The sequence below is a fragment of the Ensifer soli genome (assembly GCF_041928815.1).
GTDB lineage: Bacteria > Pseudomonadota > Alphaproteobacteria > Rhizobiales > Rhizobiaceae > JBHFEI01.
Genome location: NZ_JBHFEI010000001.1, coordinates 360,813 through 387,491, shown reverse-complemented (window position 1 = coordinate 387,491; position 26,679 = coordinate 360,813). Strand labels below are relative to the sequence as shown.

General features: G+C 66.6%; 25 protein-coding genes and 2 tRNA genes. 14 read left to right on the top strand and 13 right to left on the bottom strand.

Annotation, left to right across the window (positions count from 1 at the left end):
* The first annotated feature begins 77 nt into the window (after positions 1-77).
* Together ACEVQ6_RS01730 and ACEVQ6_RS01725 are read left to right on the top strand one after the other, a co-directional pair.
* A complete protein-coding gene (locus ACEVQ6_RS01730) occupies positions 78-1,307 on the top strand; it encodes an ROK family transcriptional regulator (RefSeq protein WP_374887157.1) in 1,230 nt (409 codons plus the stop codon).
* On the top strand, positions 1,307-1,735 hold the full coding sequence (locus ACEVQ6_RS01725; RefSeq protein WP_374887156.1) for an RbsD/FucU family protein: 429 nt from the start codon (positions 1,307-1,309) through the stop codon (positions 1,733-1,735). Before ACEVQ6_RS01730 ends, ACEVQ6_RS01725 begins: the two co-directional genes overlap by 1 nt.
* A 76-nt stretch (positions 1,736-1,811) precedes the next feature.
* Here the strand turns inward: ACEVQ6_RS01725 and ACEVQ6_RS01720 are convergent, their stop codons facing one another.
* On the bottom strand, positions 1,812-2,195 hold the full coding sequence (locus ACEVQ6_RS01720; protein WP_374887155.1) for a DoxX family protein: 384 nt from the start codon (positions 2,193-2,195) through the stop codon (positions 1,812-1,814).
* Between the two features lie 260 nt (positions 2,196-2,455).
* On the opposite strand from ACEVQ6_RS01720, the gene ACEVQ6_RS01715 reads away from it, so the two are divergent.
* Both ACEVQ6_RS01715 and ACEVQ6_RS01710 read left to right on the top strand, forming a co-directional pair.
* Complete coding sequence (locus ACEVQ6_RS01715) at positions 2,456-3,160, top strand: Crp/Fnr family transcriptional regulator (RefSeq protein ID WP_374887154.1); 705 nt, start codon at positions 2,456-2,458, stop codon at positions 3,158-3,160.
* Positions 3,157-5,025 carry a CHASE2 domain-containing protein gene (locus ACEVQ6_RS01710; protein WP_374887153.1) on the top strand — a complete coding sequence of 623 codons (1,869 nt, stop codon included), beginning with the start codon at positions 3,157-3,159 and terminating at the stop codon, positions 5,023-5,025. Before ACEVQ6_RS01715 ends, ACEVQ6_RS01710 begins: the two co-directional genes overlap by 4 nt.
* Before the next feature lie 4 nt (positions 5,026-5,029).
* Here the strand turns inward: ACEVQ6_RS01710 and ACEVQ6_RS01705 are convergent, their stop codons facing one another.
* The 3 genes from ACEVQ6_RS01705 to ACEVQ6_RS01695 all read right to left on the bottom strand — a co-directional run bounded on the left by ACEVQ6_RS01705 (position 5,030) and on the right by ACEVQ6_RS01695 (position 7,214).
* Positions 5,030-5,668 (bottom strand): FecR family protein, encoded by a 639-nt coding sequence (locus tag ACEVQ6_RS01705; RefSeq protein ID WP_374887152.1) that lies wholly within the window; start codon positions 5,666-5,668, stop codon positions 5,030-5,032.
* A 166-nt stretch (positions 5,669-5,834) separates the two neighbouring features.
* Positions 5,835-6,362, bottom strand: coding sequence for an EF-hand domain-containing protein (locus tag ACEVQ6_RS01700; protein WP_374887151.1), 528 nt, complete (start codon positions 6,360-6,362; stop codon positions 5,835-5,837).
* Positions 6,363-6,509: 147 nt separating this feature from the next.
* Positions 6,510-7,214 carry a pyrimidine 5'-nucleotidase gene (locus ACEVQ6_RS01695; RefSeq protein WP_374887150.1) on the bottom strand — a complete coding sequence of 235 codons (705 nt, stop codon included), beginning with the start codon at positions 7,212-7,214 and terminating at the stop codon, positions 6,510-6,512.
* A gap of 178 nt (positions 7,215-7,392) precedes the next feature.
* On the opposite strand from ACEVQ6_RS01695, the gene ACEVQ6_RS01690 reads away from it, so the two are divergent.
* The gene (locus tag ACEVQ6_RS01690) at positions 7,393-8,184 is read left to right on the top strand and encodes a sterol desaturase family protein (RefSeq protein ID WP_374887149.1); all 792 of its coding nucleotides are present in this window, start codon (positions 7,393-7,395) and stop codon (positions 8,182-8,184) included.
* A gap of 4 nt (positions 8,185-8,188) precedes the next feature.
* Here ACEVQ6_RS01690 and argB read toward each other — a convergent pair whose 3' ends face one another.
* On the bottom strand, positions 8,189-9,076 hold the full coding sequence (gene argB, locus ACEVQ6_RS01685; protein WP_374887148.1) for an acetylglutamate kinase: 888 nt from the start codon (positions 9,074-9,076) through the stop codon (positions 8,189-8,191).
* A 171-nt stretch (positions 9,077-9,247) separates the two neighbouring features.
* Between argB and ACEVQ6_RS01680 the strand changes: the two genes are divergently transcribed.
* The 3 genes from ACEVQ6_RS01680 to ACEVQ6_RS01670 all read left to right on the top strand — a co-directional run bounded on the left by ACEVQ6_RS01680 (position 9,248) and on the right by ACEVQ6_RS01670 (position 11,461).
* Positions 9,248-9,793 (top strand): sigma-70 family RNA polymerase sigma factor, encoded by a 546-nt coding sequence (locus ACEVQ6_RS01680; RefSeq protein WP_374887147.1) that lies wholly within the window; start codon positions 9,248-9,250, stop codon positions 9,791-9,793.
* Positions 9,790-10,500: an anti-sigma factor gene (locus tag ACEVQ6_RS01675; protein WP_374887146.1), complete on the top strand. Its 711-nt coding sequence runs from the start codon at positions 9,790-9,792 to the stop codon at positions 10,498-10,500. The genes ACEVQ6_RS01680 and ACEVQ6_RS01675 overlap by 4 nt, the downstream gene beginning before the upstream one ends.
* A gap of 400 nt (positions 10,501-10,900) precedes the next feature.
* On the top strand, positions 10,901-11,461 hold the full coding sequence (locus ACEVQ6_RS01670) for a fasciclin domain-containing protein (RefSeq protein WP_374887145.1): 561 nt from the start codon (positions 10,901-10,903) through the stop codon (positions 11,459-11,461).
* Between the two features lie 248 nt (positions 11,462-11,709).
* Here the strand turns inward: ACEVQ6_RS01670 and yihA are convergent, their stop codons facing one another.
* From yihA to rpmH, 5 genes are all read right to left on the bottom strand, one after another.
* A complete protein-coding gene (gene yihA / locus ACEVQ6_RS01665; RefSeq protein WP_374887144.1) occupies positions 11,710-12,363 on the bottom strand; it encodes a ribosome biogenesis GTP-binding protein YihA/YsxC in 654 nt (217 codons plus the stop codon).
* A 60-nt stretch (positions 12,364-12,423) separates the two neighbouring features.
* Positions 12,424-13,335 carry a DMT family transporter gene (locus tag ACEVQ6_RS01660; protein ID WP_374887143.1) on the bottom strand — a complete coding sequence of 304 codons (912 nt, stop codon included), beginning with the start codon at positions 13,333-13,335 and terminating at the stop codon, positions 12,424-12,426.
* 156 nt (positions 13,336-13,491) lie between these two features.
* On the bottom strand, positions 13,492-15,291 hold the full coding sequence (gene yidC, locus ACEVQ6_RS01655) for a membrane protein insertase YidC (RefSeq protein WP_374887142.1): 1,800 nt from the start codon (positions 15,289-15,291) through the stop codon (positions 13,492-13,494).
* Positions 15,291-15,677, bottom strand: a complete 387-nt coding sequence (gene rnpA, locus ACEVQ6_RS01650; protein WP_374887141.1) for a ribonuclease P protein component — start codon at positions 15,675-15,677, stop codon at positions 15,291-15,293. Before rnpA ends, yidC begins: the two co-directional genes overlap by 1 nt.
* A 53-nt stretch (positions 15,678-15,730) precedes the next feature.
* Positions 15,731-15,868 (bottom strand): 50S ribosomal protein L34, encoded by a 138-nt coding sequence (gene rpmH, locus ACEVQ6_RS01645; RefSeq protein WP_374887140.1) that lies wholly within the window; start codon positions 15,866-15,868, stop codon positions 15,731-15,733.
* A 375-nt stretch (positions 15,869-16,243) separates the two neighbouring features.
* Here rpmH and ACEVQ6_RS01640 point away from each other — a divergent pair, with 375 nt between their 5' ends.
* The 4 genes from ACEVQ6_RS01640 (at position 16,244) to ACEVQ6_RS01625 (ending at position 20,946) form a co-directional block, all read left to right on the top strand.
* On the top strand, positions 16,244-18,247 hold the full coding sequence (locus ACEVQ6_RS01640) for a methyl-accepting chemotaxis protein (RefSeq protein ID WP_374887139.1): 2,004 nt from the start codon (positions 16,244-16,246) through the stop codon (positions 18,245-18,247).
* A 141-nt stretch (positions 18,248-18,388) separates the two neighbouring features.
* Positions 18,389-19,870: a sensor histidine kinase gene (locus ACEVQ6_RS01635; protein WP_374887138.1), complete on the top strand. Its 1,482-nt coding sequence runs from the start codon at positions 18,389-18,391 to the stop codon at positions 19,868-19,870.
* A gap of 173 nt (positions 19,871-20,043) precedes the next feature.
* Positions 20,044-20,120, top strand: a tRNA-Arg gene (locus tag ACEVQ6_RS01630).
* A gap of 199 nt (positions 20,121-20,319) precedes the next feature.
* On the top strand, positions 20,320-20,946 hold the full coding sequence (locus ACEVQ6_RS01625) for a hypothetical protein (protein ID WP_374887137.1): 627 nt from the start codon (positions 20,320-20,322) through the stop codon (positions 20,944-20,946).
* Positions 20,947-21,556: 610 nt separating this feature from the next.
* Here the strand turns inward: ACEVQ6_RS01625 and ACEVQ6_RS01620 are convergent.
* Together ACEVQ6_RS01620 and ACEVQ6_RS01615 are read right to left on the bottom strand one after the other, a co-directional pair.
* Positions 21,557-21,632 (bottom strand) — tRNA-Thr (locus ACEVQ6_RS01620).
* A gap of 130 nt (positions 21,633-21,762) precedes the next feature.
* Entirely contained in the window at positions 21,763-22,737 is a 975-nt protein-coding gene (locus tag ACEVQ6_RS01615; RefSeq protein ID WP_374887136.1) for an NAD(P)H-dependent flavin oxidoreductase, read from the bottom strand.
* A 315-nt stretch (positions 22,738-23,052) separates the two neighbouring features.
* Here ACEVQ6_RS01615 and ACEVQ6_RS01610 point away from each other — a divergent pair, with 315 nt between their 5' ends.
* Positions 23,053-24,165 (top strand): biotin transporter BioY, encoded by a 1,113-nt coding sequence (locus ACEVQ6_RS01610; protein WP_374887135.1) that lies wholly within the window; start codon positions 23,053-23,055, stop codon positions 24,163-24,165.
* A 32-nt stretch (positions 24,166-24,197) separates the two neighbouring features.
* On the opposite strand, the gene ppk2 is transcribed toward ACEVQ6_RS01610, so the two are convergent.
* The gene (gene ppk2, locus ACEVQ6_RS01605) at positions 24,198-25,094 is read right to left on the bottom strand and encodes a polyphosphate kinase 2 (protein WP_374887134.1); all 897 of its coding nucleotides are present in this window, start codon (positions 25,092-25,094) and stop codon (positions 24,198-24,200) included.
* A 149-nt stretch (positions 25,095-25,243) separates the two neighbouring features.
* Here ppk2 and phoR point away from each other — a divergent pair, with 149 nt between their 5' ends.
* Entirely contained in the window at positions 25,244-26,518 is a 1,275-nt protein-coding gene (phoR, locus tag ACEVQ6_RS01600) for a phosphate regulon sensor histidine kinase PhoR (protein ID WP_374887133.1), read from the top strand.
* The last annotated feature ends 161 nt before the right edge of the window (positions 26,519-26,679 follow it).

Genomic DNA, 26,679 nt, shown 5'->3' with positions numbered 1-26,679 from the left:
TTGCGGATGAAGGGATTGGCGGACCGGCCGGGCCGCCCCGCTTCGTTCGGGACAATGCCAACGGGAGGAGCGGGGGCATGACATGGATAGCCGGTCCGGAGAACGGACCGACGGCGCCGGATGTCATCGATCCGACCGGCGGCGCCAACCAGACGCGTGTGCGCGCCTACAACGAACGTCTCGTCATGTCGCTCGTCCGGCGCCACGGCGGCCTGTCGAAGGCGGAGATCGCCCGGCGCAGCGGCCTTTCGGCGCAGACGGTGTCGGTGATCATGCGCTCGCTCGAAAACGACGGCCTGCTGATCCGAGGCACGCCGGTGCGCGGCCGGGTCGGCCAGCCCTCGACGCCGATGCTGCTCAATCCCGACGGCGCCTATTCCTTCGGCGTCAAGATCGGCCGCCGCTCGGCAGACATCATCCTGATGGACTTTGTCGGCAATGTCCGCCGGCAGATCCGCGAGCACCATCCCTATCCCATGCCCGACGCGCTGCTCTCCTTCGTCTCGCGCGGCATCTCGATGCTCGAGAGCGACCTCGATCCGCGCCAGCGCGACCGCATCGCCGGCGTCGGGATCGCCGCGCCCTTCCTGCTCTGGAACTGGGCGAGCGAGATCGGCGCGCCGCAGGCCGACATGGACACCTGGCGCAGCGTCGACCTGCAGAAGGAGGTCTCGGCGCTGACGCACTACCCGGTCTTCCTGCAGAACGATGCGACGAGCGCCTGCGGCGCCGAACTCGTCTTCGGTGTCGGCTCCACCTATCCCGACTTCATCTATTTCTACATCGGCACCTTCATCGGCGGCGGCATCGTGCTGAATTCCGCGCTGTTTTCCGGGCGGACCGGTTCCGCAGGCGCGGTCGGGCCGCTGCATGTCTCCTCGCCGGACGGCACGCGGCAGCTCCTCAAGGTCGCCTCGATCTACGTGCTCGAGAACCTGCTGCGCGAACAGGGGATCGATCCGAAGCCGCTCTGGTACTCGGCCGACGGCTGGGTCGATTTCGGCGCGCCGCTCGAAACCTGGATCCGCTCGACCGCGGCCGCGCTCGCCCAGGCGATCATCTCGGCCGAATCGATCATCGACTTCGCCGCCGCCGTCATCGACGGCGGATTTCCGGAATGGGTGCGCGCCCGCATCGTCGCGGCGACGCGCGAGGCGATCCGCGAGCTCGATCTGGAGGGCGTGGTGGCGCCCGACATCGTCGAGGGCACCGTCGGCCACCAGGCGCGCGCGATCGGCGGGGCGAGCCTGCCGCTGTTCTCGCGCTACCTCATCGACAAGAACGTTCTTTTCAAGGAGTTGGACTGATGCTGAAAGGACTGAACCCGCTGCTCGGGCCCGAGCTGCTGTTCACATTGCGCGCCATGGGCCATGGCGACGAGATCGCCCTCGTCGACGGCAACTATCCGGGGCTGGAGCACGGACAGCGGCTGATCCGCTGCGACGGGCATCACCTGATCCCGATCCTCGACGCGATCCTCAGCGTCATGCCGATCGACGACATGGTGCCCGAGGCGATCTTCCGCGCCACCGTGCGCAACGACGTTAACGCTGCCGACCCCGTGCATGAGGACATCATCGCCTGCTGCGCCAGGCACGAGCCGGAGCGCAAGGTGGTCGCGCTTCTCGGCAAGGATTTCTATCCCCGGGTCAAGGCCGCCCATGCGGTGATCCAGACGAGCGAGCCGCGCCTCTCCGGCAACGTCATCCTGCGCAAGGGCGTGTTCTACCCGTAGAGACAAAGACAGAAGCCCCCCGCCGCAGACCGCGGCGAGGGGCCCGCGAAACACCGGGACAGGCCGGGCGCGGCCGTCAGGCGCGGCGCGCGTCGACGGACAGCGCGCCGGGACCGAAGGCGGCGAGGACGAGGAAGCCGCCGGCCATCGCCAGGTTCTTCATGAAGTTGATCGACTGGGCCTGGTCGGCGAAGTCGAAATGGGCGACGAGGGCCGAGGCAACGCAGAAGAGCGCCAGCACATAGGCGACCGGGCGGGTGAATGCGCCGGCCAGGATCGCAAGGCCGCCGATCAGCTCGACGACGATGACGATCGCGGTCGTCAGCGTCGGCACCGGCAGGCCGAGGCTGCCGAAATAGCCGGCGGTGCCGCCGAAAGCGGTCAGCTTGCCGTAGCCGGCAGTGATGAAGATGATCGAGAGAAGGATGCGTCCGACGAGGACGACGGCGTTCTGCTGCATGGGGGAAACTCCGTTGGATTGCACGATTGGCAGGACGAATATCAGGAATCGCGAAAGGCGACATCCGGCCGGGGCGAAACAGATCGTTCACTGAAACGAGACGACGGTGCCCATTTGTCAACCGCGAAGTCGCCGGCAGCGTCCTTCATGCGGAAATCCTGTTGCAAGCCGGCGGCACTGCTGGAACAATCGGGCGGGCGGACGGCGGGGCCGTGCGGGAACAGGCGGCGGCGCGCTTCGCCGCGCATTCAGGCGGGCGGATGAGCGAAGTCAACAAGAGTGCCGCCTTCTGGCGTTCCTTCCCGATCTTCGAGGATTTCGACAAGGAGACGCTGCTTGCCGTCGCAGGCATCGCCACCTGGCGGAAATGGCCCGCAGGCACGGTGATCTTCCAGCGCGGCGACGACGGCAACGAGATGCTGGTGGTGGTCTCGGGCCGCATCAAGCTCTCCGTGCTGACGCGGCAGGGCAAGGAACTGGCGCTGCGCCATCTCGAGGCGGGCCAGATCCTCGGCGAGATGGCGATCCTCGACGGCGCGCCGCGTTCGGCCGACGCGACGACCACGGCGGCGACGGAAGCCTATGCCATCGGCAAACGTGCCTTCCTCGACCTGATCACCGCGCGGCCCGGGACGGCTGAGGCCGTCATCCGCTATCTCTGCGCGCGCCTGCGCGAGACGACCGAGCAGATGGAGACGATCGCGCTTTACGATCTCGACCAGCGCGTCGCCCGCTTCTTCCTCGCCGCGCTGCGGCAGATCCATGGCGAGGACCTGCCGGAAAGCGCCAACCTGCAGCTTGCGCTGAGCCAGACCGACATCGCCGGCATTCTCGGCGCCAGCCGGCCCAAGGTGAACCGGGCCATCCTGTCGCTCGAGGAAAGCGGCGCGATCACCCGGTCCGGCGCCGTCATCGCCTGCCATGTGGCACGATTGAAGCGGCTGGCGGATCCGGACGAGGAATGAAGGCGAGGGTATTCCTCCGGCGGGCTCTTCCGGCGCTCGGCGCCGGCCTCGCGGCGGCTCTCCTGCTGCTCCTCTCCCATGGCGGCCTGTTCGACACGCCGCGCGAACTCTATTTCGACCGGCTGACCCAATGGGCGGGGGCGCCGCGTTCCCCGGAGGTGGTGGTGGTCGACATCGACCGCGCCTCCTTCGCCGCCGCCGGGACGACGGGCTGGGGCCGCGCGGACATGGCGCGGCTGATCCGCGCCATCGCGGCCGAGAAACCCGCCGCGATCGCCGTCGATTTCCTCTTCAGCCGTGACTGCATCGCCGACAACGCCGCCAATGCCGCGCTTGCCGAGGCGATCGGCGCGGCCCCGGTCGTGCTCGGATTCCTGATCGCCGATGTCGCCGCCGGCATGCCGCATCCGGCGCCGCCGGTGGCGGTGCGCCGGCCGCTGACCATTCCCGAGCTCTGGTTCATCGACGGCGCGGAAACGTCCTGCCCGCTGTTCCAGGATCGGGCGCGCTCGGCGGCGGCGGCCTTCCTCGTCGGCGACGAGGACGGGCGGGTGCGCCGGGTGCAGGCCTATGCCATTCTCGACAGCACGCCCTATCCGGCGCTGGCCATCGAGGCGGTGCGGATCGCCGCCGGCGCGCCGACGCCCGTGCTCGGCGGCGAGCCGGCGACCTTGCGCTTCGGCGAACATGCGATCGCGCTCGATCCGGACGGCGACCTGCGCTTCTCCGCCAGCGACGGCGCGGCGATCGCCGCGCGCACGCTCTCGGCTTCGGAGATCCTCGCAGGAACGGCGCCGGGCGACCGGCTCGCGGACCGGCTCGTCTTCGTCGGCAGCAGCCTTCCCACCCTCGGCGGCCTGCGCCAGAGCGCGTCGATGCCGCTTGAGCCTTCGGTGCAGATCCATGCCGACATCGCGAGCGGCATCCTCACCGGCTTCGTCCCGTCGCGCGATCCGCGGCTGCGCCTCGTCGAGGCGGCGTTCGCCGCGATCGCGGCCCTCGTCCTCGTGCTTGCCACGCGGGGTCTCCGGCCGGTCGCCGCAGCCGCTGCGGGGGTCGGGGCGATCGTGCTGGTCCTTGCCGGGTCGCTCGCCGTTCACGCCGCAAGCGGACACCTCACCGACGGCGCCGGCATCGCCGTCGCGCTCGCCGGCGTGCTCGTCTTGTCCGGAACGCTGAACTTTGCCCGGGCACGGCGCGCAGAGGCCGCGGCGCGGCGGAAATTCTCGCAATACCTGCCGCAATCGGTCGTCAGCCGCTTCCTCGACGCGCCGGAATCGGCCCGCATGGCGGGCGAAGAGCGGCAGGTGACGGCACTCTTCACCGATATCGAGGGATTTTCGACGCTGGCGCAGCGCATCGGCCCGCGCGAGCTGATCGGCCTGCTCGACCGCTATTTCGCCGAGGTGACCGCCCTCGTCACCGCCCATGGCGGCATGGTCGATAAGATCGTCGGCGATGCCGTGCACGCGCTCTTCAATGCGCCGGAGGACCTGGACGGCCATGTGGAGAAGGCGATCGCCTGCGCGCGGGCGATCCGCTCCCTGACCGAAGCGATGCGCGCCCGGCCGGATTTCGCCCGGAACGATTTCGGCCGCACCCGCATCGGCATCGAAACGGGGATCGCCGTGCTCGGCGAGGTCGGCGCCGGCGGCAGGCTCGACTACACCGCCCATGGCGACGCGGTGAACCTCGCCGCGCGGCTGCAGGATGCCAACAAGTTCCTCGGCACGGCGATCTGCATCGGGCCGCAGGCCGCCCGCGAATACGGCCGGCCGCTGCGCGCGCTCGGCATCCACGAGATCCGCGGCTTCGGCAGCATGGACCTGTTCACGATCGACGACGCGGGGGAGGCAGGCCCGTGATGCGTCAGCCGGGCAGGCCGGCGCTGGCATAGGCCTCGCGGATGCGCGCCTCGCCCCATCGTGCCGGCACGGTCGGGACGGACCCGGGGGCGGCGATGTCGACCCCTTCGCCCGCACCGACCATGCGCGTCGCGCCGCCGCCTTCGACGGAGACGCGGCCGTGCTCGACGAAGACGGCGAAGACGCCCCGGCTCGGCCCGCAGAAGAACTTGGTGCCGCGCACGCCGATCATGCCGAAGGTGGTGCGCACCGCGAGATCGACCTTGGGCAGGCCCTCCGGCCTGTCGAAGACCATCTGGCCGCCGCCGAGTTCGAGCGTGCCGCCCTGGCCGGCGATGAAACGGTCGATCAGCAGTTCCGTCAGGCTGCCCAGGAGAATGCGGGTGTCGCCGCCGAGCATCAGGTCGGCGAAGCTCTCCTCGCCGGTCGCGACCGTATCCCTGTCGAGGACGGACGAGCCGGCCCGGAGCCCTTCCTCCCGTCCGTCCCGGCGCCGCAGCGCCGTGCCGCGCACCGCATTCGCCGTTCCGACGATCTCCGCCGTAAAGGCCGGCGGCGCCCGCAGGCCAATGGCCCCGACGGTCGCGACGGCCGCTCCCATGAGGAACCGCCTGCGCCGTACGTCCAGGATCGCGCCATCCATCTCCGTTCTCCCTTCTCCGTCCACGCCTCATCGATACGCCCGGCCGGCCGCATTGCAAGCGGCATCGGCGACGGATCGAAGGCGACGATGCCGAAAAGGAAAGGACCGCGCTGTGCCCTGCGGAACAGCGCGGTCCTTTGACGGAACCCGGAGAGCGACGTCGGGATCAGATCTTCCGGGCGATGTCGGCGGCGTCGATGACGCCGTCGCCGTTGCGGTCGCGGCGCTTGAACATCGCTTCGGCGGCGGCCGTCACCTCGGCGGCGTCGAGGCTGCCGTTCCTGTCGGTATCGACGCGATCGAACATCTTCGGCCGGGCGCCGGGCAGCATGGCGGGACGGGCCGCCTGCAACGCCGCGCGGGCCTCATCGAGCGCCGCCCCGCCCGTGGCGCGGGCATCCTTGACGGCTTTGCGGGCCTCGCGGAACGCCGCCTGGCGCGCCTTGATCTCGTCCTTTGTCACCTTGCCGTCGCCATTGGCGTCGAAGGCCTTGAAGAGGTCCGCGACGTGCAGCTTCATCTCGTCGAGGCTGACCTTGGAGTCCTTGTTCGTGTCGAGGCGCTCGATCATCTGCATCGCGCGTGCCTCGCGCGAGGGCTTGTCCTTGCCGGCATTGGCGAAGGCAGGCGCGCCGAAGCCGCCAAGGGCGAGGCTGGCGGCGAGGGCTGCGAGGATCGGTGTCTTGATGGTCATGCGGTTTCCTTTTCTCCCGGAGTCATCTCCTTGATGTCCCTTGGGAGGGAGAATAGACGGATACGCCCGGCCTTCCAGTTACAAATCGGTAATTCAAGTCTTTGACAAAAAAGGGTTTTTTCGGTGGCAAAACGAAGGCGGCGATCCTCAGGCGAGGCGCGACAGGAATCCCGCCAGATCGTCGGTCAGGAAGTCGACATGGTCGGTCTCGTCGGAGACGCGCTCGAAGGCTTCTGTAAGCCCGTATTCGAGATTGCGCGGCACCAGCAGCACGGTCTTCATGCCGAGCGCCTTCGGCACCGTCAGGTTGCGCGGCAGGTCCTCGAACATGGCGGCGTGGCGGGTGTCGACCCGGTGCAGCGCCATGAACTTGTCATAGGTGTCGCCGGCCGGCTTCGGCAGGTAGCCGGCGGCGACGATGTCGAAGATGTCGTCGAAATGGTCGAGGATGCCGAGCGCCCGCGCCGTCATCTCGGCATGGCGGACGCTGCCGTTGGTGAAGATGAACTTCCGGCCCGGCAGCGCCTTGATCGCCTCGCCGAGCGCGGGATCGGGCGGCAGCACGCCGTAGTCGATCGCATGGGCCCGGCTGAGAAAGCCGTCCGGATCGATGCCGTGATGGATCATCAGTCCCTGCAGCGTCGTGCCGTGGTCGCGGTAATATTGCTTCTGCAGCGCCTTGGCCGCACCGGGTTCGAGCGACAGGAGTTCCGACACATAGGCCGTCATGTTGCGGTCGATCTGGGAAAAGAGATCGACATGGTGGGGATAGAGCGTATTGTCGAGATCGAAGACCCAGTCGGTGACATGGGCGAAATCGGCACGGTCGGGCAGGTTTTTCAGTGTCGGCATGGCCGTCCTTATGCCACGGCGGCCGCGCGAAACAAACGGCTTTCCTTGCGATAAGGGCGATGCATTTCGGACACAGGCGGTGCGGGCCGCGGGCCTCGCCGGCATCGGCGAGGCATTTCCCGTTGTCCGCGCCGACGGTTGTGATAGGCAGAAGCAAAACGGTTGAAGTGGATCGCCAATGTCCGATGTCGTGATGGGTGCGGCGGAGTTCCTCGCCCTGCTTGCCGCCGTCTATGCCGTGACCGTGCTCGCCTATTTCATCCTCGGCTTCGGCATCACCTGGGTGAACGCGCGCAATCCCGAGCGGCGCATCCAGAAGAACCGTCGCGGCGAGAAGCGCCGGGCGCAGGAGATCCGCCAGAGCCTCGCCTCGATCCTCGTCACGTCGGCGATGGTCGCGATCGGGCTCTTTTCGCAGTGGAAGGGCTGGACGATCGGCCCGTGGGAATTCAGCTGGCTGTGGGCGGCGCCGCAGTTCGTGCTCTGCATGATCCTCTTCGACGCCTGGTTCTACTTCGCCCACCGGCTGCTGCACACCAAGCCCTTCTATCGCTTTCACGCGCTGCATCACAAGAGCGTGGCGCCGACGGTCTGGAGCAACGATTCGATCGGCCTCGTCGACACCGCCCTCTCCCAGGGCTATTACGCGGTCGTGGTGTTCCTCGTGCCGTTCTCGCCGGTGATCCTGATCCTGCACCGCGCCTTCGACCAGATCAACGGCACGTTCGGCCATGCCGGTTTCGAATATTTCGCCTCGAAGACCGCGCGCCATCCCTGGCCGATGCTGTGCACGACCTATCACGACCAGCATCACGCGGAGTTCCGCTACAACTACGCCAACTACTTCTCGTTCTGGGATCGCCTGCTCGGCACCGTGTCGCCGACCTATGACCGCCGCGTGGCGGCGATCGAGGAGACCGCCCCGGCGATCACGCTGAAGCGTGCCGGCGGCAGCCAGCCGGCGGAATAACGGCTCAGGGAACGATGAGCGTTCCGGCGCCGTGCTCGGTGAAGATCTCGAGCAGCACGGAATGGGCGGTCTTGCCGTTGAGGATGACGACACCCTGAACGCCAGCCTTGATGGCGTCGATGCAGGTCTCGACCTTCGGGATCATGCCGCCGGAAATCGTGCCGTCGGCGATCAGCGCGCGGGCCTCGGTGACCGAAAGCTGCTTGATCAGTTCGCCGTCCTTGTTGAGCACGCCCGGGACGTCGGTGAGGAAGAGGAGGCGCGTGGCGTTCAGCGCGCCGGCGATCGCGCCGGCGAAGGTGTCGGCGTTGATGTTGTAGGTATGGCCGTCGCGGCCGGGCGCGACCGGGGCGATGACTGGGATCATCTCCGAGCGGGCAAGCAGGTCGAGCAGGGTGCGGTCGACCTCGACCACCTCGCCGACATAGCCGAGATCGAGCACCCGCTCGATGTTGGAATCCGGATCGCGGAAGGTCTTGTGCGCCTTTTCGGCGAAGACCATGTTGCCGTCCTTGCCGCAAAGGCCGATCGCCCATTCGCCCGTCTGGTTGATCAGCGCGACGATCTCCTTGTTGATCGAGCCGGCGAGCACCATTTCGACGATCTCGACCGTCTTCTCGTCGGTGACGCGCAGGCCCCCCTCGAATTTCGATTCGATCCCCATCTTCTTCAGCATCGCGCCGATCTGCGGGCCGCCGCCATGAACGACGATCGGATTGACGCCCGATTGTTTCAGCAGCGCGATATCGGCGGCGAAGGCCTTGCCGAGGTCCGCATTGCCCATCGCATGGCCGCCATATTTCACGACGATCGTCTTGTTCTCGTATCGCTGCATGTAGGGCAGCGCCTGGGCCAGAAGCCGGGCCTGGATTTCGCTTTCGTTTGCGGACATGGGGCATGTTCCTGAAATGAGGGACCGGCTGCTCTTTAGCGCAAGACCGGCCGGCAGGGAATGATCCGTCCGGAAGATAACGCCGTAATGACGGCGTTCCGCGGCCGGCGGGCGCCTGCGACTTGCAGGGCATCGCCGGCTTACGTAAGCTCACGCCGGAGGATCGTCTGCATGGAGAGGAGCACCGAGGACATGTCCGCGCTGATCGCCCGCGTGGCGCTGAAGGACCGCGCCGCGTTCTCCGCGCTCTACGTGGCAGCGAGCCCGAAACTCTTTGCCGTGTGCCTGCGTATCTTGAAGGACCGCCACGAGGCCGAGGAGGCGCTGCAGGAGATCTTCGTCAAGATCTGGCAGCGCGCCGATCGTTATGCCGCGGGCGGCACGAGCCCGCTCGCATGGCTGTCGACGATCGCCCGCAACCACGCGATCGACATCATCCGGGCGAGGAAGCCCGTGGCGAACACGATTGACGAGGTCTATGATTTGGCCGATCCTGCGCCGAACCCGGAAAAATCGGCGATGACGCGCGCGGAAGGCCGACGGATCGACCTGTGCATGGGCGAGCTTGCGGAAGGCCGTGCCGACGCCGTGCGCAAGGCCTATGTCGAGGGACTGAGCTATCAGGAACTGGCGGAGATGTTCGGTGTTCCGCTGAACACGATGAGGACATGGCTGCGCCGCAGCCTGCTCAAACTGAGAGAGTGCATGGAGCGATGACGCCCGACGAGCCCGAAAGCCGAGATTCCCGCCGCGACGAGGTGATCGCCGGCGAATATGTTCTGGGCGTGCTCTCCGCCGAGGACAGGCGCAAGGTCGAGGCACGGCTCGCCCGCGACACCGTGTTCGCCACCATGGTCGGGCGCTGGCAGGCAAACCTCCTGCCCCTGGACGACGAGTACGAGCCGGTGAACCCGCATCCGCGCGTCTTCGCGACGGTGGAGCGGCGTCTTTTTCCCGCGCCGATGGCCGCGCGGGGCCCGAGGAAGCTGTGGGACTCGCTTCTCGTCTGGCGGGGCCTGAGCTTCGGCTCGGTCGCCGCACTGATCGCCGTCGCCCTCATCGAGGTGCGCCCGCCGGCGCCCGCCGCACCCGTCCTGACCGCCGAACTGGCCGGCGAGGGCACGAACGTCAACCTCGTCGCGCGATACGAGCAGGCAAGCGGCGTGCTGCGCGTGACGCCGGTCGCCGCCGGCGATGCGCGGACGAAATCGCTGGAGCTCTGGCTGGTCGAGCCGGGGCAGGCGCCCGCCTCGCTCGGCGTCCTGCCGCAGACAGGCGAGGGCGAGATCGTGATCCCGGATGCGCTGCGCGGCAAGCTCTCCGGCGGCGCCGTCTTCGCCGTCAGCATCGAGCCGTTCGGCGGCTCTCCGAGCGGCGCGCCGACCGGCCCCGTCATCGCCTCGGGCGCCGCGCGCAGCCTTTAAAGGCCCGCCTCCGAGAGAGGCGGACATGCCGCGCGGCGCCGGCATCGACAGCCGGATGCGTCACGCTGCCGCAGGTCCCGCCGAACAAACTCGATTGTCGTGGAGCCGAGCTCCACTGACCCTGAACGCCGCGCTGACGCAACTGCGCTCTCTGTCCGAAAAATCTTTTGAAACAATCGGATAATCTCCTTTGATCGGCCCCCGGACGGCCGAACGGTGTCCGGTTGCGCCATCCTGAGAGCTTGCGCCGTAAAATCCCCGAAACCGCGTCGAGAGCTGAAACTTCATCCCGCGCCGTCCCGTCTTAAAACGTGTTCCGATCGCGAAAGAACACCAGAACACTGAACAGCAGACGCCGGCCGAAGGCCTTGAGCGTCAAAACAGGAAGGACACCATCACCATGTTCGCTCCCCTCTTCCGTACCGCGACGGCGGCCGCAGCCCTGCTCGCCCTCGGCGCCCTTTCGGCCCATGCGGAAAATCCGATGGTCGGCGGCGCGCCGATGTACGAGACGAAGACGATCGTCGAGAATGCCGTGAACTCCAAGGATCACACGACGCTGGTGGCGGCCGTCAAGGCGGCAGGCCTCGTCGACACGCTGCAGGGCGCCGGCCCCTTCACCGTCTTCGCGCCGACCAACGAGGCCTTCGCCGCCCTGCCGGCGGGCACGGTCGACACCCTGCTGAAGCCGGAGAACAAGGAGACGCTCGTCAAGGTACTGACGTGCCATGTCGTTGCCGCCAATGCACTGTCGGACGCGATCGGCAAGATGATCGCCGATGATGGCGGCACCCATGACGTCAAGACGGTCGGCGGCTGCGTGCTGAAGGCGAAGATGGAGGGATCGTCGATCACGCTGACCGACGAGACCGGCGGCGTCGCGACCGTCACCATCGCCGACGTCAAGCAGTCGAACGGCGTCATCCACGTCATCGACAAGGTGCTGCTGCCGAAGGCCTGACGTCCAGGCCGCTTCGTAGCCGGCGCCGAACGCGGGCGCCTCGCTCCAAGCTTGTCCGGTCCAATCCGGACCGGATTCGATGTACGGATAATGCGTTTAAACGGAGATGGAGCATGTCCGGCGGACCGATATCCGGCGGACATGCCTTCCGATGAAGCCACCGGCCGTCGTGCCGGTGGCGTTTTCGCGCCTCGGACCGGGGACATCGTCGCCGGCGCGAGGAACGTTCGGGCTTCGTAAGACCGCTCTCAGCGCGCGATCGCCTGTTCGATCGCGCTCCGCAGCGCCTCGATCCCGACACCCTTTTCCGAGGACGTGGCGACGACATCGGGGAAGGCGGCCGGGCGCTTGCGGATCTTCTCCAGCGTCTCTGCCGTCAGCGCGGCGACGGCCGGCGGCTTGATCTTGTCGGTCTTGGTGAGCACGAGCTGGTAGGAGACGGCCGCCTTGTCGAGGAGCGCGAGGACATCCTCGTCGTTCTTCTTGATGCCGTGCCGGGCATCGATCAGCACATAGACGCGCTTCAGCGTCGAGCGGCCGCGCAGATAGTCGAAGACGAGTTTCGTCCAGGCATCGACCTGTGATTTGGGCGCCTCGGCGTAACCATAGCCCGGCATGTCGACGAGGGCCATCGGCGGCAGGTCGTCCGCCGCACCCGAGTAACCGTCGGGGACGAAATAGTTGAGCTCCTGCGTCCGGCCCGGCGTGTTCGACGTGCGTGCCAGCGCCTTCTGCCCGACGAGCGCATTGATCAGCGACGACTTGCCGACATTGGAGCGACCGGCGAAGGCGATCTCCGCCGGCCCTTCCGGCGGCAGGTGCATGAGGGAGGGCACGCCGCGAATGAAGATCCAGGGATGTCCGAACAGCGGTCGCCCGCCCGGCTTCGTCTCGTCATTCATGCGCTTTTCCCGTTCTGACTGGCCCGACCGGGAGGGGCTTCAGGCTTTCGCGGCCCTTTGTCAAGCACCGGCCGTGGCGGGGCCGCGCAGGCGGCGCAGTTCGAGCCCCAGATAGGCGAGCAGCGCGGACAGCACGATCAGACCACCGGCGACCGTCTCGATGCCCGGCACCTCGCCGTGGATCAGCGCCACCCAGAGCGGCCCGAGCACGGTCTCGAGCGTGCCGATCAGCGCGGCGAGAGCGGCCGGCAGCAGCCGTGCGCCGGTGACGAAAAGCGCCAGGCCGAGGCCGAAATTGAAGGCGCCGAACACGGAGAGGATGCAGAACTGGTCCGGCGTGACGGCAAAGCCGGAGGCCTGCGTCGCCGCCACCGCGCAGGCGATCACCGTGCCGAGGCAGACCGCAGGCGTCATGCGCAGATGGGCGTAGCGCCGGGTGATCACCGTCGCGGTCGCGAAGGAGAAGGCGATCACCAGCGCCAGCACGTCGCCGACCGGGGAGACGCGGCCGGTGATCGAGCCCGACACCATGATCGCGACGCCTGCGATGACCGCGGCGATCGCGGCCCAGGTCGTCGGCGACACGCTTTCGCCGAAGAGCACCCGGCCGGCGAGCGCCGCGATCAGCGGCACGCCGGCCTGGATCAGCACGACATTGGCGACCGTGGTATAGGCGAGCGCGAGGACGAAGGCCATGGAGGCGACGGCGAAGCAGAGCGCGACCGCGACACCCGGCAGCCCCATCTCGCGAAAAGCCAATCCCGTGCGCCGGCCGTCGCGCCAGAGCAGGAAGCCGAGCAGGAACAGGGCGGCGAACAGCGAGCGCCAGAAGACCACGGTCCATCCGTCCTCGATGGCGAGGAAGCGGACCAGCGTGCCGCCGAAACTCCAGACCAGCGCCGAGCCGAGCACGAGCAGGATGCCGGTGCGCTGGCTCGTCGGGGCGCGGGTCGGGGCCGTTGTCGCGGTCATGGAACGATCCGGAAGAAGCGTCGCAGGAATATTGGGGCGGAGTTAGCACGAGGCTCGTCTCCGGGCCGTCGCATTCACGACGCGGCGCCGTCCTGCCTCCGGCGGGCGCCTTATGAAGAAAGGCCGGATGCGGGGCATCCGGCCTTGAAGGAATTGCTATCCCGCCGTCTTCTGTTTTCGCGAGAAGAGCGAGGTCAGGTTGCTGAAGAGCTCCACCTTGACGCCGTGGCGCTTCATGATGATCGCCTGCTGGATGATCGACAGCGTGTTGTTCCAGGCCCAGTAGATCACCAGACCGGCAGGGAAGCTCGCCAGCATGAAGGTGAAGACGACGGGCATCCAGTTGAACAGCATCGCCTGGGTCGGATCGGGCGGCGTCGGGTTCATGCGCATCTGCAGGAACATCGTCACGCCCATGATCAGCGGCCAGATGCCGATATGCAGCATCGGCGGCACGGCGAAGGGCAGCAGGCCGAACAGGTTGAAGAGCGAGGTCGGATCGGGCGCGGAGAGATCCTGGATCCAGCCGAAGAACGGTGCGTGGCGCATCTCGATGGTGACGTAGATCACCTTGTAGAGCGCGAAGAAGACCGGGATCTGCAGGAGGATCGGCCAGCAGCCGGCGACCGGATTGATCTTCTCCTCCTTGTAGAGCGCCATCATCGCCTGCTGAAGGGCCATGCGGTCGTCGCCGTGCTTCTTCTTCAGTTCCTCCATCTTCGGCTGAACCTTCTTCATGTTCGCCATCGAGGCATATTGCTTGTTGGCGAGCGGGAAGAAGAGCAGCTTGACGACGATGGTGGTGATGAGGATCGCCACGCCGAAATTGCCGAACAGATGGAAGAAATAGTCCATCATCTTGAACATCGGCTTGGTGATGAAATAGAACCAGCCCCAGTCGATCAGGAGGTCGAATTTCGGGATCGCATAACTCTGTTCGTAGCGGTCGACGACGGGCACGGTCTTCGCGCCGGCAAAGAGCAGGGTCTTCACATCCGCCTTCGCGCCCGGCGCGACGGTGACGCCGTCCTGGCGGTAGTCCGACTGGTAGCGCTCGCGGCCGTCGGTGAAGTGCGAGAAGCGCGTGTCGAAGGGCTTGGCCTGCGGCGGCACGAGGGTCGCGGCCCAGTACTTGTCGGTGATGCCGAGCCAGCCGCCGGTCGCGGGTCCCGGCTCGATCGACTTGTCGTCCTCGGCCTTGCCGTAGCTGACCTCCTGAAGGCCGTGCTCGCCGATGACGCCGATGAAGCCCTCGTGGATGACGTAGACACTCGGCGTCGCGGGCTTCGAGAAGCGGGTCACGCGGCCGTAGCTGCCGAGCGAGAGCGGCGTGCTGCCGGTGTTCTCGATCGTGTCGGCGACGCTGAACATGTAGTCGTCGTCGACGGAGATGGTGCGGGTGAAGATGACGCCCTTGTCGTTGGTGTAGCTCAGCGTCACCGGCGTCGCCGATGTCAGCGTCGTGCCGCTCGCAAGCGTCCAGACCGTCTGCGGGCCGGGCACGGCACCCGTTTCGGCGCTGCCGACATAGCCGAGTTCGGCGAAATAGCCCTCCGGCGTCTCAGCCGGGCTGAACAGCGTGATGATCGGGCTCTGCGGATTGACGGTCTCGCGGAACTTCTTCAGCTTCAGGTCGTCGAAGCGCGCGCCCGTCAGGTTGATCGATCCGCTGAGCGAGGGCGTGTCGACGGGGATGCGGGCCGAACGCGACAGCGCCTGGTCGCGGTTCTCAGAGGTGCCCGGAACCGCGCCGGCACCCGGCAGCGCGCCCGCGGGCGTCGCCTGCTGGCCGGCGGCGGGGTTTTCCGCCTGCTGCTGCGTCTGTTGGCGAGCCTGGTGCGCCTCGGCGGCGACCCGTTCCTGCTCGATCTTCGGATTGACGTAGAGAAATTGCCAGGCGATCAGGATCAGCACGGACAGGGCAATGGCCACGAAATAATTGCGATTGTTTTCCATCATTCTTTCCCTGGACCGGCCGGCTTTGGCGCCTGCCGCGGCGTGTTCGCGATGCGGTCGCGAAGGCTCTTGGAGAGCTTGGCGAAGGGCGCCGCCAGAACCTCGCGGCGCGCGACGACGACATAATCATGACCGGGCTTCATCGCATCCCCGGCAAAAAGCCGCACCGCTTCCCGAAGGCGCCGGCGCATCCGGTTCCGCTCGACCGCGTTGCCGTGCTTCTTCGTGACGGTGAAGCCGACCCGCGGCGCTTCGGCCGCCGCGCCCCGGTCGAGGACTTCGAGGACGAAGAACGGCCCCTTCCTGCGTTCGCCGTTGCGCACGGCGAGAAACTGCGGCCGGCTCTTCAGCCGACCGGCAGTCTTTCTGGTCTGATCAGGCGTCATGCCCGGCGTCCCATGCCGGTCGGGCGGGGCTCTGATCCCTCATGCGGCCGGCCTCAGGCCGACAGGCGCTTGCGGCCCTGCGAGCGGCGGGCGGAGAGGACCTTGCGGCCACCCTTCGTTGCGATGCGGGCGCGGAATCCGTGCCGGCGCTTGCGGACCAGCTTGGACGGTTGATAGGTACGCTTCGACATTTATTTAATACCGCGGTGTGCGGCCCTTCTTGGATTTGCGTGTTAGCAAGGAGCGTCTTGAAGCCAGGCATGCGCGCGCGAACGCGAAAGCGCGTGACCGGACGTCGGGCGGCTTATGGTGCAATCCCGGGTGAAAGTCAACGCCGGCAGGCCTCCCGCGGCTGCCTTCCCGCGACGGTGAAACCCGGTTCGGGCGCCGCGCTCCCGTCCGTGCCTTGCCGCCCGCCGCCCTGCCGCCTGCCGATGTCGCGCCCCGTTCTGGGAGAGCCGAACGGAACATTTTTATTAAGATTGTTCGCATATGCTGACCGCCTTTCCAATTCCGGCGGCCGCTTTTCCGATCAGGCCGTGCCAGGGCTTACGCGGAGCGGTGCATTGAAAATTCGTGGCAGATTGTTTCTGATCGTCGGCATCCTCGGTCTGGTCGCCTTCACCATCGCCGGCATCGCCCTTGCGGTCGTGTCGATCTATGACAGCCGGTTGAAGACCTACGAGAATGCCTCCGACAGGGCCTATCACGGCGAACAGATGAACCGTCTCGTCACCGCCGTGGTGATGGATGCGCGCGGCATCTATGCCTCTCCCTCCGTCGAGAAGGCAAAGCCCTTCGCCGACGGCATCCGCAAGAACCTCGACAAGATCGACGCGGTGCTCGCCGACTGGCGTCCGCTTGTGCCGGACGCCCAGCGTCCCGCCTTCGAGGCGGTCGTCGCCCGCGCCGCCGAGTTCCGCACCTTCCGCACGGAAACGGCGCGGCTCGGCGCCGAGGTCGGACCGGCCGCGGCCAACGAGCAGGGCAACAACGAGGCCAACCGCGCCAATCGCAAGGCGTTCCAGGCGGAAATCGACACGATCGTCGACGGCGACCGCGAGACGCTCGGCGCGATCAAGGCCGAGGTCAGCGACATCGGCAGCCTGATGACGCTGATGGTGGTGCTGACCGCCGCGTTCGGCGTCGCCGCCGGCGTCGGCGCGGCCCTCTATATCGGCAACCGCCACCTGAGCGCGCCGATCCGCGCGCTGACGGAAGCGATGACGCGGCTGGCCGCCGGCGAACTCGACACCCGCATCGCCGCCGAAGGTCGCCGGGACGAGATCGGCGAGATGGCCGCCGCCGTCGCCGTGCTCCGGCAGAACAGCCTCGCCATGCGCGATCTCAGCGCCCAGGAGACCGCGCTGCGCACGCAGAGCGCCGACCTCCAGTCGAACATGGCCGAGGTGGTCAACGCGGCCGCGCGCGGCGACTTCTCGAAGCGCATCGGCAAGCACTACGACAATGACGACCTCAACCATTTCGCCGCCAGCATCAACCAGCTGGTCGGCAATATTGATGTCGGCGTCGGCGAGACGCGGCGCGTGATCGCCTCGCTCGCCGCCGGCAATCTCAACGACAGCATGGCTGGCACCTTCCACGGCGCCTTCGCCGAGCTTCAGACCAATGTCAACGACACGCTCTCGACGCTCCGGCAGACGATGGGCAACGTGCGCACGACGAGCGACACGATCAACGGCAGCTCCTTCGAACTGAGGGCGGCGGCGGACGACCTGTCGAAGCGCACGGAGCAGCAGGCGGCGGCCCTCGAGGAGACCTCGGCCGCCCTCGACGAGATCACGGCCGCCGTCCGCAACTCGACCGAGCGCGCGACCGAGGCGGCCCAGATGGTGACGCGGGCGAAGGACAGCGCCACTCAGTCGGCCGGCGTCGTCGCCTCCGCCGTCGCGGCGATGGGCCGGATCGAGCAGGCCTCGAGCGAGATCGGCCAGATCACCAATGTCATCGACGAGATCGCCTTCCAGACCAACCTTCTCGCGCTGAATGCCGGTGTCGAGGCGGCGCGGGCGGGCGATGCCGGCAAGGGGTTTGCCGTCGTCGCCCAGGAGGTGCGCGAGCTCGCCCAGCGCGCCGCCGCCGCCGCGAAGGACATCAAGGGGCTGATCGCCAAGTCCGGCGCCGAGGTCGCGACCGGCGTCAAGATGGTCGAGGCCACCGGCACCGCGCTCGGCCAGATCGAGACGCAGGTGCTGTCGATCAACGACCATATCCATTCGATCGCCGCGACGGCGCGCCAGCAGGCGACGGGCCTTGCCGAGGTCAGCACCGCCGTCAACCAGATGGACCAGGTGACGCAGCAGAACGCCGCGATGGTGGAGGAGGCGAACGCCGCCACCCACAAGCTCTCCGGCGAGGCCGAGAGCCTGTCGCGCATGATCGCGCACTTCCAGATCGGCGAGCGGCAGGGGCCGCGCGTCGTCGCGCCCGGCCGCCGCGCCGAGGTCGCGCATGCCTCGCCGGCGCGCCGCATGGCCGGCACGGTCGCGCGCGCCTTCGGCGGCGGCCAGGCTGCCGCGGTCGTGAGCGAGGGCTGGGAGGAGTTCTGAGTCCCGCCCCGGACGGCCGGCCGGTCACGCAAACGTTGAAAATCGTCAACCCTGTCCTATGATTGCCGGAATCTGCCGCTAGCGGCAGCAGGGCGGGCGCATCCGGGCCTCGCGCATGAGGTTGTGACGATCGGCCAAGCGATGACCAACACCCCCGACCTGGCCGTGCCGGCAGCATCCCCTCCGGCACGCCTTTCCTTTTTCGGCGGCCTTTCCGGCAAGCTGCTGCTCCTGACCGTCATCTTCGTCATGCTCGCCGAAGTGCTGATCTTCGTGCCGTCGGTCGCCAACATGCGGCTGCGCTGGCTCGAGGACAAGCTGAACACGGCCGCCGCCGCCGGCGTCGTCGTCGACGGCCTGCAGGATGTCGAACTGCCGCCGGCCGTGCAGAAGGACACGCTGATGGCGACGGGCACCAAGGCGATCGCGCTGAGGCGCAAGGACGAATCGCGCATGATCGCCGCCGTCGATCTGCCGGCCGACATCGACGCCCATTTCGACCTTTCCAGCGTCTCGGCGCCGGCGGCGATCCGGGATGCGTTCGACACGCTCCTCTTCGGCGGCGACCGCATCGTGCGCGTCTACGGCCCGATGGGCGAGAGCGACACCACGATCGAGGTGGTGATGGGCGACAAGAGCCTGCGCAAGGCGATGCTCGCCTATTCCCGCAACGTCTTCTTCCTGTCTCTGGTGATCTCGCTTTTCACCGCGGCGCTGATCTTCCTTGCAATCAACCGGATGATGATCGCGCCGATCCGGCGGCTGACGGGCAGCATGCAGGCCTTTGCCGCCGATCCCGCCGATCCCGGCCGCATCTTCCTGCCGCCGGCCGGCACGGACGAGCTCGCCGTTGCCGGGCAGCACCTCGCCACCATGCAGGGCCAGTTGCAGCGCACGCTGAAGGAGCAGAAAGGCCTCGTCGACCTCGGCCTTGCCGTCTCCAAGATCAACCATGACATGCGCAACATCCTGGCCTCCGCCCAACTGATGTCCGACCGGCTCGCCGATGTCGACGATCCGATCGTCAAGCGCTTCGCACCGAAGCTGTTGCGCACGATCGACCGGGCGGTCGGCTACACGACCGACGTTCTCTCCTACGGCCGGACGACCGAGCCGGCGCCCTCGCGGCGCTTCCTGATGCTCGGGCCGATGGTGGCCGATGTCGTCGAGACCCTGGCGCTCGATCCTCAGCTGGAGATCGATTTCCGCATCGAGGTGCCGGAGGAACTGGAGGTCGATGCGGACAACGAGCAGCTTTTCCGCATCCTCAACAACATCTGCCGCAACGCGGTGCAGGCCCTTGCCGGCACGCCGGTCGGAGCGACGGCGGAGCGCATCATCTCGGTGTCGGCGATGCGGACGGGCGCCGTCGTGACGATTTCCGTCGACGATACGGGGCCGGGCATGCCGCAGAAGGCGCGCGAGAACCTGTTTGCCGCCTTTCGCGGCTCCGCCCGCTCCGGCGGCACCGGCCTGGGTCTGGCGATCGCCCGCGAACTCGTACTCGCCCATGGCGGCACGATCGCGCTGGTGGAGAAGGCCGCGCCCGGCACGCTCTTCCGCATCGAACTGCCCGACCGGCCGGTGTCCCTCGACATCTTCCGCTCCAAGGCACGCCCCTGACGGAAACGCCTCGCATCCACGGCGACACCGTGTCGTATCGCGACCGTCGAGACGGTACGGCCATTCGGCAATGGAGGAATGGCGAAAATCGCAAATTTCTTCGGCATGGCGCTTGCAATCGGGCAAAGGAAGCTTTAGAGGATCGCCACGCCGGCCGGATGGCCAAGCGGCACGCACCCGTAGCTCAGCTGGATAGAGCACCAGACTACGAATCTGGGGGTCAGGAGTTCGAATCTCTTCGGGTGCGCCATTTTTTTTAATGAAAATCAATCACTTGCTTTTAGGTGCCGAATTGGCGTGTTGCAGTCGTGTTGCAACTGATTTTCAATGATTGTCATCGATTTGCAACGGCTCGACGAGACGTGGATTGCAACATGCTGATGGCTCCGGCAGCATGGCAGGTACGGAGGGGAGAGCCGCATCTGAAGATGCTTAAGGATCAGCCTGGAATGAGCAAAAAGAGATCCAGCGACGCAAAGTCCAATCTGCAAAAACTGAGCCACGAACGCTTAGATATTGGACAAATGCACAATAGCCTGTCTGCAGCTAAGAAAGGCGATGATCGCACTCTAGCGATCGTCGGAGGAGCCCTAATCGATGTAGCGCTTGAGCAGGGGCTAAGACACCACCTTGAAAAACTAGGAGTCGTTGAAGAGAAGATGTTCGCTGCTTTTGGCGTGTTTTCAACGACGGCGTCCAAGATTCAAATTGCGCTCGCGACGGGTCTTGTTAACAAACGAGCTGCTAGTGACCTCGTGTGGGCAAACGATATTCGAAACGCGTTTGCGCATTCGGCTCCTGAGACAACGTTTGATACACCTGCTATTGCGGCGGCATGTCAAGAGCTATCGCTTGTATCCAAGCAAGATCTTATCGATGAGAGTGCCATCTTCGCTGAGGTAGCCACCCCTGACGATCGGGAACCCGGCTATACGCTCATCGACCGGACCGGCTTCATCGGATTTAGAGGAGAGTTTGGCAACGAAGCTAAGGCGTATGATCGCTTTGTTGGTTGCCTATCGATACTGTGGTTTCTGCTTATGTCACCCCAGTTTGGTCCGCTTGAGAGACAATGAAACATTCGATCTGGGTGTTTTAACCAAGAGCAATCGGTCGACACGTTCCATTGGCTGACGTCCGATCAATGATCGCGGCGAACTGGTTGGCCAGTTGCAGCCGACGCAGATCCTGTTCGCTATAGTATGTGACCAGCGGCGCGACGAGAAACATCGATGTGTTGCGCATCGCTGTGCAAACCGCCACGACATTCCGATACCGGCTTCATTCCTATCCCAACCAGCGCGGATCGAGTATCCTTTCTTATTTCCTATGGCCTTCAGGAGGTCGACAGCCGCGTCGATGGACGCCGTGTACGGAGGATAAGACGCAGCTTCGAGCCCAAAGAGTTTGTAGATCGCCTGACATTTCGGCGGAAGCCCGAAGACTTTACCAACGGCGGCCTCAAGCTCCGGGCTTGGCGCCGCGCTCGCGTACAGAAGGGCGATAAGAGATTCGACGTCGCTCATCTCGACCGCCCTCCACCCTGCAATAGAAGGAGGGCAGCGTGGGGGAAAATGTGGGGATACTTGTTCCCGTCTGTGCGTTTTGTTTCCCGATTGTTCCGATTCTCCTCGTCGAAGCTCAGGCGAGGCGATGAGGCAATATATTGTTTTGAAAGAAGGAATTTGGTGCCGCTTACGTGACTCGAACACGTGACCCCGTCATTACGAATGACGTGCTCTACCGACTGAGCTAAAGCGGCACGACGCCGGTTCGGTTCGTTCCGAACGGTTCGTGCGGCGCTGATACAGGCAAAGACCGGCGAGTTCAAGCGCTGTCTGTCGTGAAACGCAAAAAATAGGTGGAGGTCTAGGACCGGCGGGCAGAGAGCGTCAGCGTGCGGTCGGCGCGGCGATCCGCATCTTGGCGGTTGCGTATTCTTCCGCCAGCCGGGCGATCAGGGAGGCTGCCGGAACGATGGCGCGCACAGCGCCGATGCCCTGGCCCGCCCCCCAGATGTCCTTCCAGGCCTTCGCGCCCCCGCCGTCCGCCGCGGCAAAGTCCATCGCGGCGGCCTCCCTGTCCGGCAGGGCATCGGGATCGAGCCCGGCCGCGACGATCGAGGGCCGCAGGTAGTTGCCGCTGATGCCCGTCACTGCCCGCGTCGTCAGGATGTCGGCGGCGCCGCTCGCCACGATCATCTCCTTGTAGCCGGCACTCGCGCGGGCTTCTGTCGTCGCGATGAAGGGCGAGCCGATATAGGCGAGGTCCGCGCCCATCGCCTCAGCCCCGAGGATGGCGCCGCCGGTGGCGATCGCGCCGGAAAGGGCGAGCGGGCCGTCGAACCATGCGCGGATTTCCTGCACGAGGGCGAAGGGCGACCAGAAACCGGCATGGCCGCCGGCACCGGCGGCGACCGCGATCAGCCCGTCCGCACCCTTGGCGATGGCGGAGCGGGCATGGCGGTCGTTGATGACGTCGTGCAGCACGATCCCGCCATAGGAGTGGACCGCGGCGTTGACCTCCGGCACCGCGCCGAGCGAGGAGATCACCACGGGGACGCGATACTTGATGCAGAGCGCGAGATCCTTTTCCAGGCGCGTGTTGGAGCGATGGACGATCTGGTTGACGGCGAAGGGCGCCGGCGGCGCCTCCGGACGGGCGGTCCGCTCGGCCGCGAGCGTTTCGGTGATCTCGGCCAGCCATGCGTCGAGCTGGCTTTCGGGGCGGGCGTTCAGCGCCGGGAAGGCGCCGACCACCCCGGCGCGGCACTGGGCCAGCGTCAGCGCCGGATGGGAGACGATGAACAGCGGCGCGCCGATCACCGGCAGGCGAAGACCGCGCGTGAGGATGTCGGGAAGCGCCATCGGGATCGTCCTTCTCGGTCTGCCGGTTGCGGGCGGGGCGGAAAGCGGCCGCCTCTTCCGTCCCGCCCTTGCAGATTCGATACGCAGAGGTTACCGAAGCATGAACGGACGCCCGAAAATGCGCCCGGCCATCGCGATGGTCCGCCATCGCCCGCAGCGCGCTAAAGCGTGTCTCGCAAAGCCGTGCAGCGGTTTTGCGAAAAGACACGCGTAAAAACAAAGACTAAAGCGTATGAGCGAATCTGAAAGATCGCGACGCGCTTTATGACGCCGGTCCGGACGGGCCGCTCCGGCGATCATCGATAAGGGAAGCCATTGAGCGGACTTGAAACGGCCATTCGCAATGCCCTCGAGCGGTCCGACCGGACCGACGCGGAGACGCGCCAGCGGATCTACCAGTCGGCCCGCAATGCGCTTCAGGCGGGCCTGAAGCGGCAGCAGATCGTCGATGTTTCGGTCGTCACCCAGCAGCAGCACAGGCTGGAGGCGCTCATCCAGCGCATCGAGCGCGAGGAGCAGGACGGCGTGGATCCGCCCGAGGTGGAGGCCGCGCCGTTCGTCGAGCCTGACCGGGCCCCCGGGCCGGTTCCCGACCCCGTCGCGTCGCCGGTCCTGACGGCACGGCGCGACGACGATGCGCTCAAGGCGGATCCGGATGCCGGTCTGGCGGGCCTGCGGGCGGAGCGCGACGGGCGCGGGGCGGCCGCCGCCACGCCGCCGTCGCCGCGCGTCACGCGCGCCGGACGGGTGAAAGAGCGTTCCGCGCCGCCGCCGCGCCGGCGGGGCGCCCGGCTGCTCTCGTCCTTCCTGATGGTGGTCGTGACGCTCGGGCTTGCCGCCGGCGGCGTCTTCTGGTGGGCCGACAACAACGGCATGCTGCAGCCGCTGATGGCGCTCCTCACCGGCGGCGACGTCGTCATCGACGACAGCAACGGGCAGACGCGCGCCCGCAGCCCGCTCGACACCGCCGACAGTTTCTCCTCCGACTGGACGGACGTGTTCCAGGCGGCCGATCCGAAGGGCATCGAGGCGGCCACGGCTGCTGCCGTGGAGCCGCTCAGCGACGAGGACGGGGCACGGGTGGTGCTCACCTCGCGCAGCGGCGGCGCCGAGGGCGACATCACGATCGAGATGCCGCCAACCGTGCTCGCGGCGCTGTCCGGCAAGACCTCGACCATCGCGCTGACGGTGCGGGCCGCCGACGGCCGGCCGGCGGACTTCTCCGTCGAATGCGAATTCGGCTCGCTCGGCACCTGCGGGCGCCACCGGTTCACCGTGCTCGACGAACGGGTCGACATGCTGGTGAAGGTGCGCTTCGATCGAAGCCTCGCGCCGGACAGGCCGGGCCGGCTCCTGCTCAACACCGCGCTCTCGGGCGCGCCCTCGGCCGTCGATCTCTTCGCCGTGCGGGTGCTGCCCGGGCAGTAGGGAAAGGTATGGCGGGTCTGTCCGTCCTTGCGTCAGGCCCGCTTGTCGTCCTTGAGGAAGGCGGCGGCGGTCTGGACGATCCTGTCGTCGACGTCGCCGATCACCGCCTTGTCCTTGCCGTCATAGTCGAGCGTCGTCAGGATGTGGCGCACGAGGTTGATCCGCGCCCGCCGCTTGTCGTTGGCGCGCACGACCGTCCAGGGCGCATGGTTGCTGTCGGTCTCCTTCAGCATCCGGTCGCGCTTTTCCGAATAGTCGTCCCATTTCTTCAGCGCTGCGATGTCCATCGGCGAGAGCTTCCAGCATTTCAGCGGATCGTGCCGGCGGTCGTGGAAGCGCTTCAGCTGCATCTCGTGGCCGATGTTCAGCCAAAATTTGAAGAAATGGATGCCCTCCTCGACGATCATCTTCTCGAAACGCGGCGTCTGCTTGAGGAAATGCTCGTATTGCTCGGCGGTGCAGAAGCCCATCACCGGCTCGACGCCGGCCCGGTTGTACCAGGAGCGGTCGAACAGCACGAACTCGCCGGCCGTCGGGAAGGTCGCCACGTAGCGCTGGTAGTACCACTGGCCGCGCTCCGTCTCGGTCGGCTTGGTCAGGGCGACGATGCGGGCGGAGCGCGGGTTCATGTTGGCCATCGTCGCCTGGATGGCGCCGCCCTTGCCGGCGGCGTCGCGGCCCTCGAACACCGCGATCACCCGGCGCCCCTTGGCCTGCATCCAGAACTGAACCTTGACCAGCTCGACCTGCAGCTTTTCGAGCGTCTTTTCGTAGTCCTGGCTGGAGAGCTTGTCGTCGTAGGGGAAGCCGCCGGAGGAAAACGCCTTCTTGTCGATCCAGTCGGGCAGCACGGGATCGTCGATGTCGAAGGTCCGCCTGGTTCCGCCGATCTCGAGTTCCACCGGCTCGTAATGCGCCTCGCCCAGCATCGTCCTGCCCTTCCATGCCATGGTCGGGCGAGGAGGCCACAACTCCATTGCGAATTCAAGCGCGGCGTGAAAATCATGTCACGAACGACGTTTATCCGTCGGGGTGATGATCCGGGCCCATCGGCTGCGCCTGGTCCGGGGTGAGGCGCATGCTGGACGGGAAGGGGCGGGACGGGAAGGCGCGGGAGGTGGAGAGCTGGGAGCGCGAGGTCATGCGCAGGGTGATGGCCGAGCGCGCCACGCTTGCCGTTTCCGGCGCGATGGCCCTGCTTCTCGCCGCCGCGGGCATGCACCCGCTCGTCGTCTTCCCCTTCTGGCTGCTGCTCGCCGCCGTCCTGCTCCTGCGCGCGCCGCCGCGCGGGCGGGAGAGGGGCCCCGTCGCGGAGGTGGCCGGGCCGCCGGCGCTGAGCGCCGCGCCGCAGCTCGCCTTGCTGAATGCGCTCGACGTTCCGGTCCTCGTGGTCGCGGCGGACGAAACCGTCCTCTTCCAGAACGGAGCGGCGGAAAAGGCCTTCGGCACCATTCCGGCCGAGACCTATCTCGCCGCGCGGATCCGCTCGCCCGGCATCCTCGACATGGTGCGCGAGACGATCGCGACCGGCCGGGCCAACCAGATCGAGCATTCCGAGCGGCTGCCGTCCGAGGCCGTCTATACGGTGCGCGTGGCGCGGGCGGACCTGCCCGGCCTGCTGCCGGACCACCTGTTCCTGATTTCCTACCGCGACATCTCCCATGAGCGCCGCATCGACCGGATGCGCTCGGATTTCGTCGCCAATGCCAGCCACGAGCTGCGCACGCCGCTCGCCTCGCTGCGCGGCTTCATCGAGACGCTGCAGGGGCCGGCGCGCAGGGATACGGCCGCGCAGGAGCGCTTCCTCGGGATCATGCACGAGCAGGTCAACCGGATGAGCCGGCTCGTCGACGATCTTCTCTCCCTGTCGCGGCTGGAGCTGAAGTCGCACATCGCGCCGGACGAGCGCGTCGACCTCGGCCCGCTGATCGGCCGGGTCATCGACACGATCACGCCGCTCGCCGAGGAACTCGACGTGGAGATCCTGTTCGATCCACCGCGTGAGCCCGCCCTCGTCCAGGGCGACAGGGATGAACTGATCGAGGTGTTCGAAAACCTGATCGAGAACGCCTGCAAGTACGGGCAGGAGGGCAAGCGGGTCGAGGTCGCGATCGGCGGCGGCCAGGGGCGGCCGGTCGACGTCTCCGTGCGCGACCATGGGCCGGGCATTCCGGCCGAGCATGTTCCGCGCATCACCGAGCGGTTCTACCGGGTCAATGTCGAGGCGAGCCGCTCGAAAAAGGGCACGGGTCTCGGGCTTGCCATCGTCAAGCATATCCTGACGCGCCACCGGGCCCGGCTGATCATCCGTTCCGAGGTCGGGAACGGCACGACCTTCGTCGTCAGATTCTGACACAAAACCCTGTCCTCTTCGATCTGTATTTTAAATTATCGATGTATTTCAATGATGTGACGTGTCACAAATGTTTCGCAGAATTGACATAAAAGATGCGGGCGTCGGCGGCTAACTAGAGCCACCGATGACGTCGGTGACACGAGCGCCACGCCAGGGCG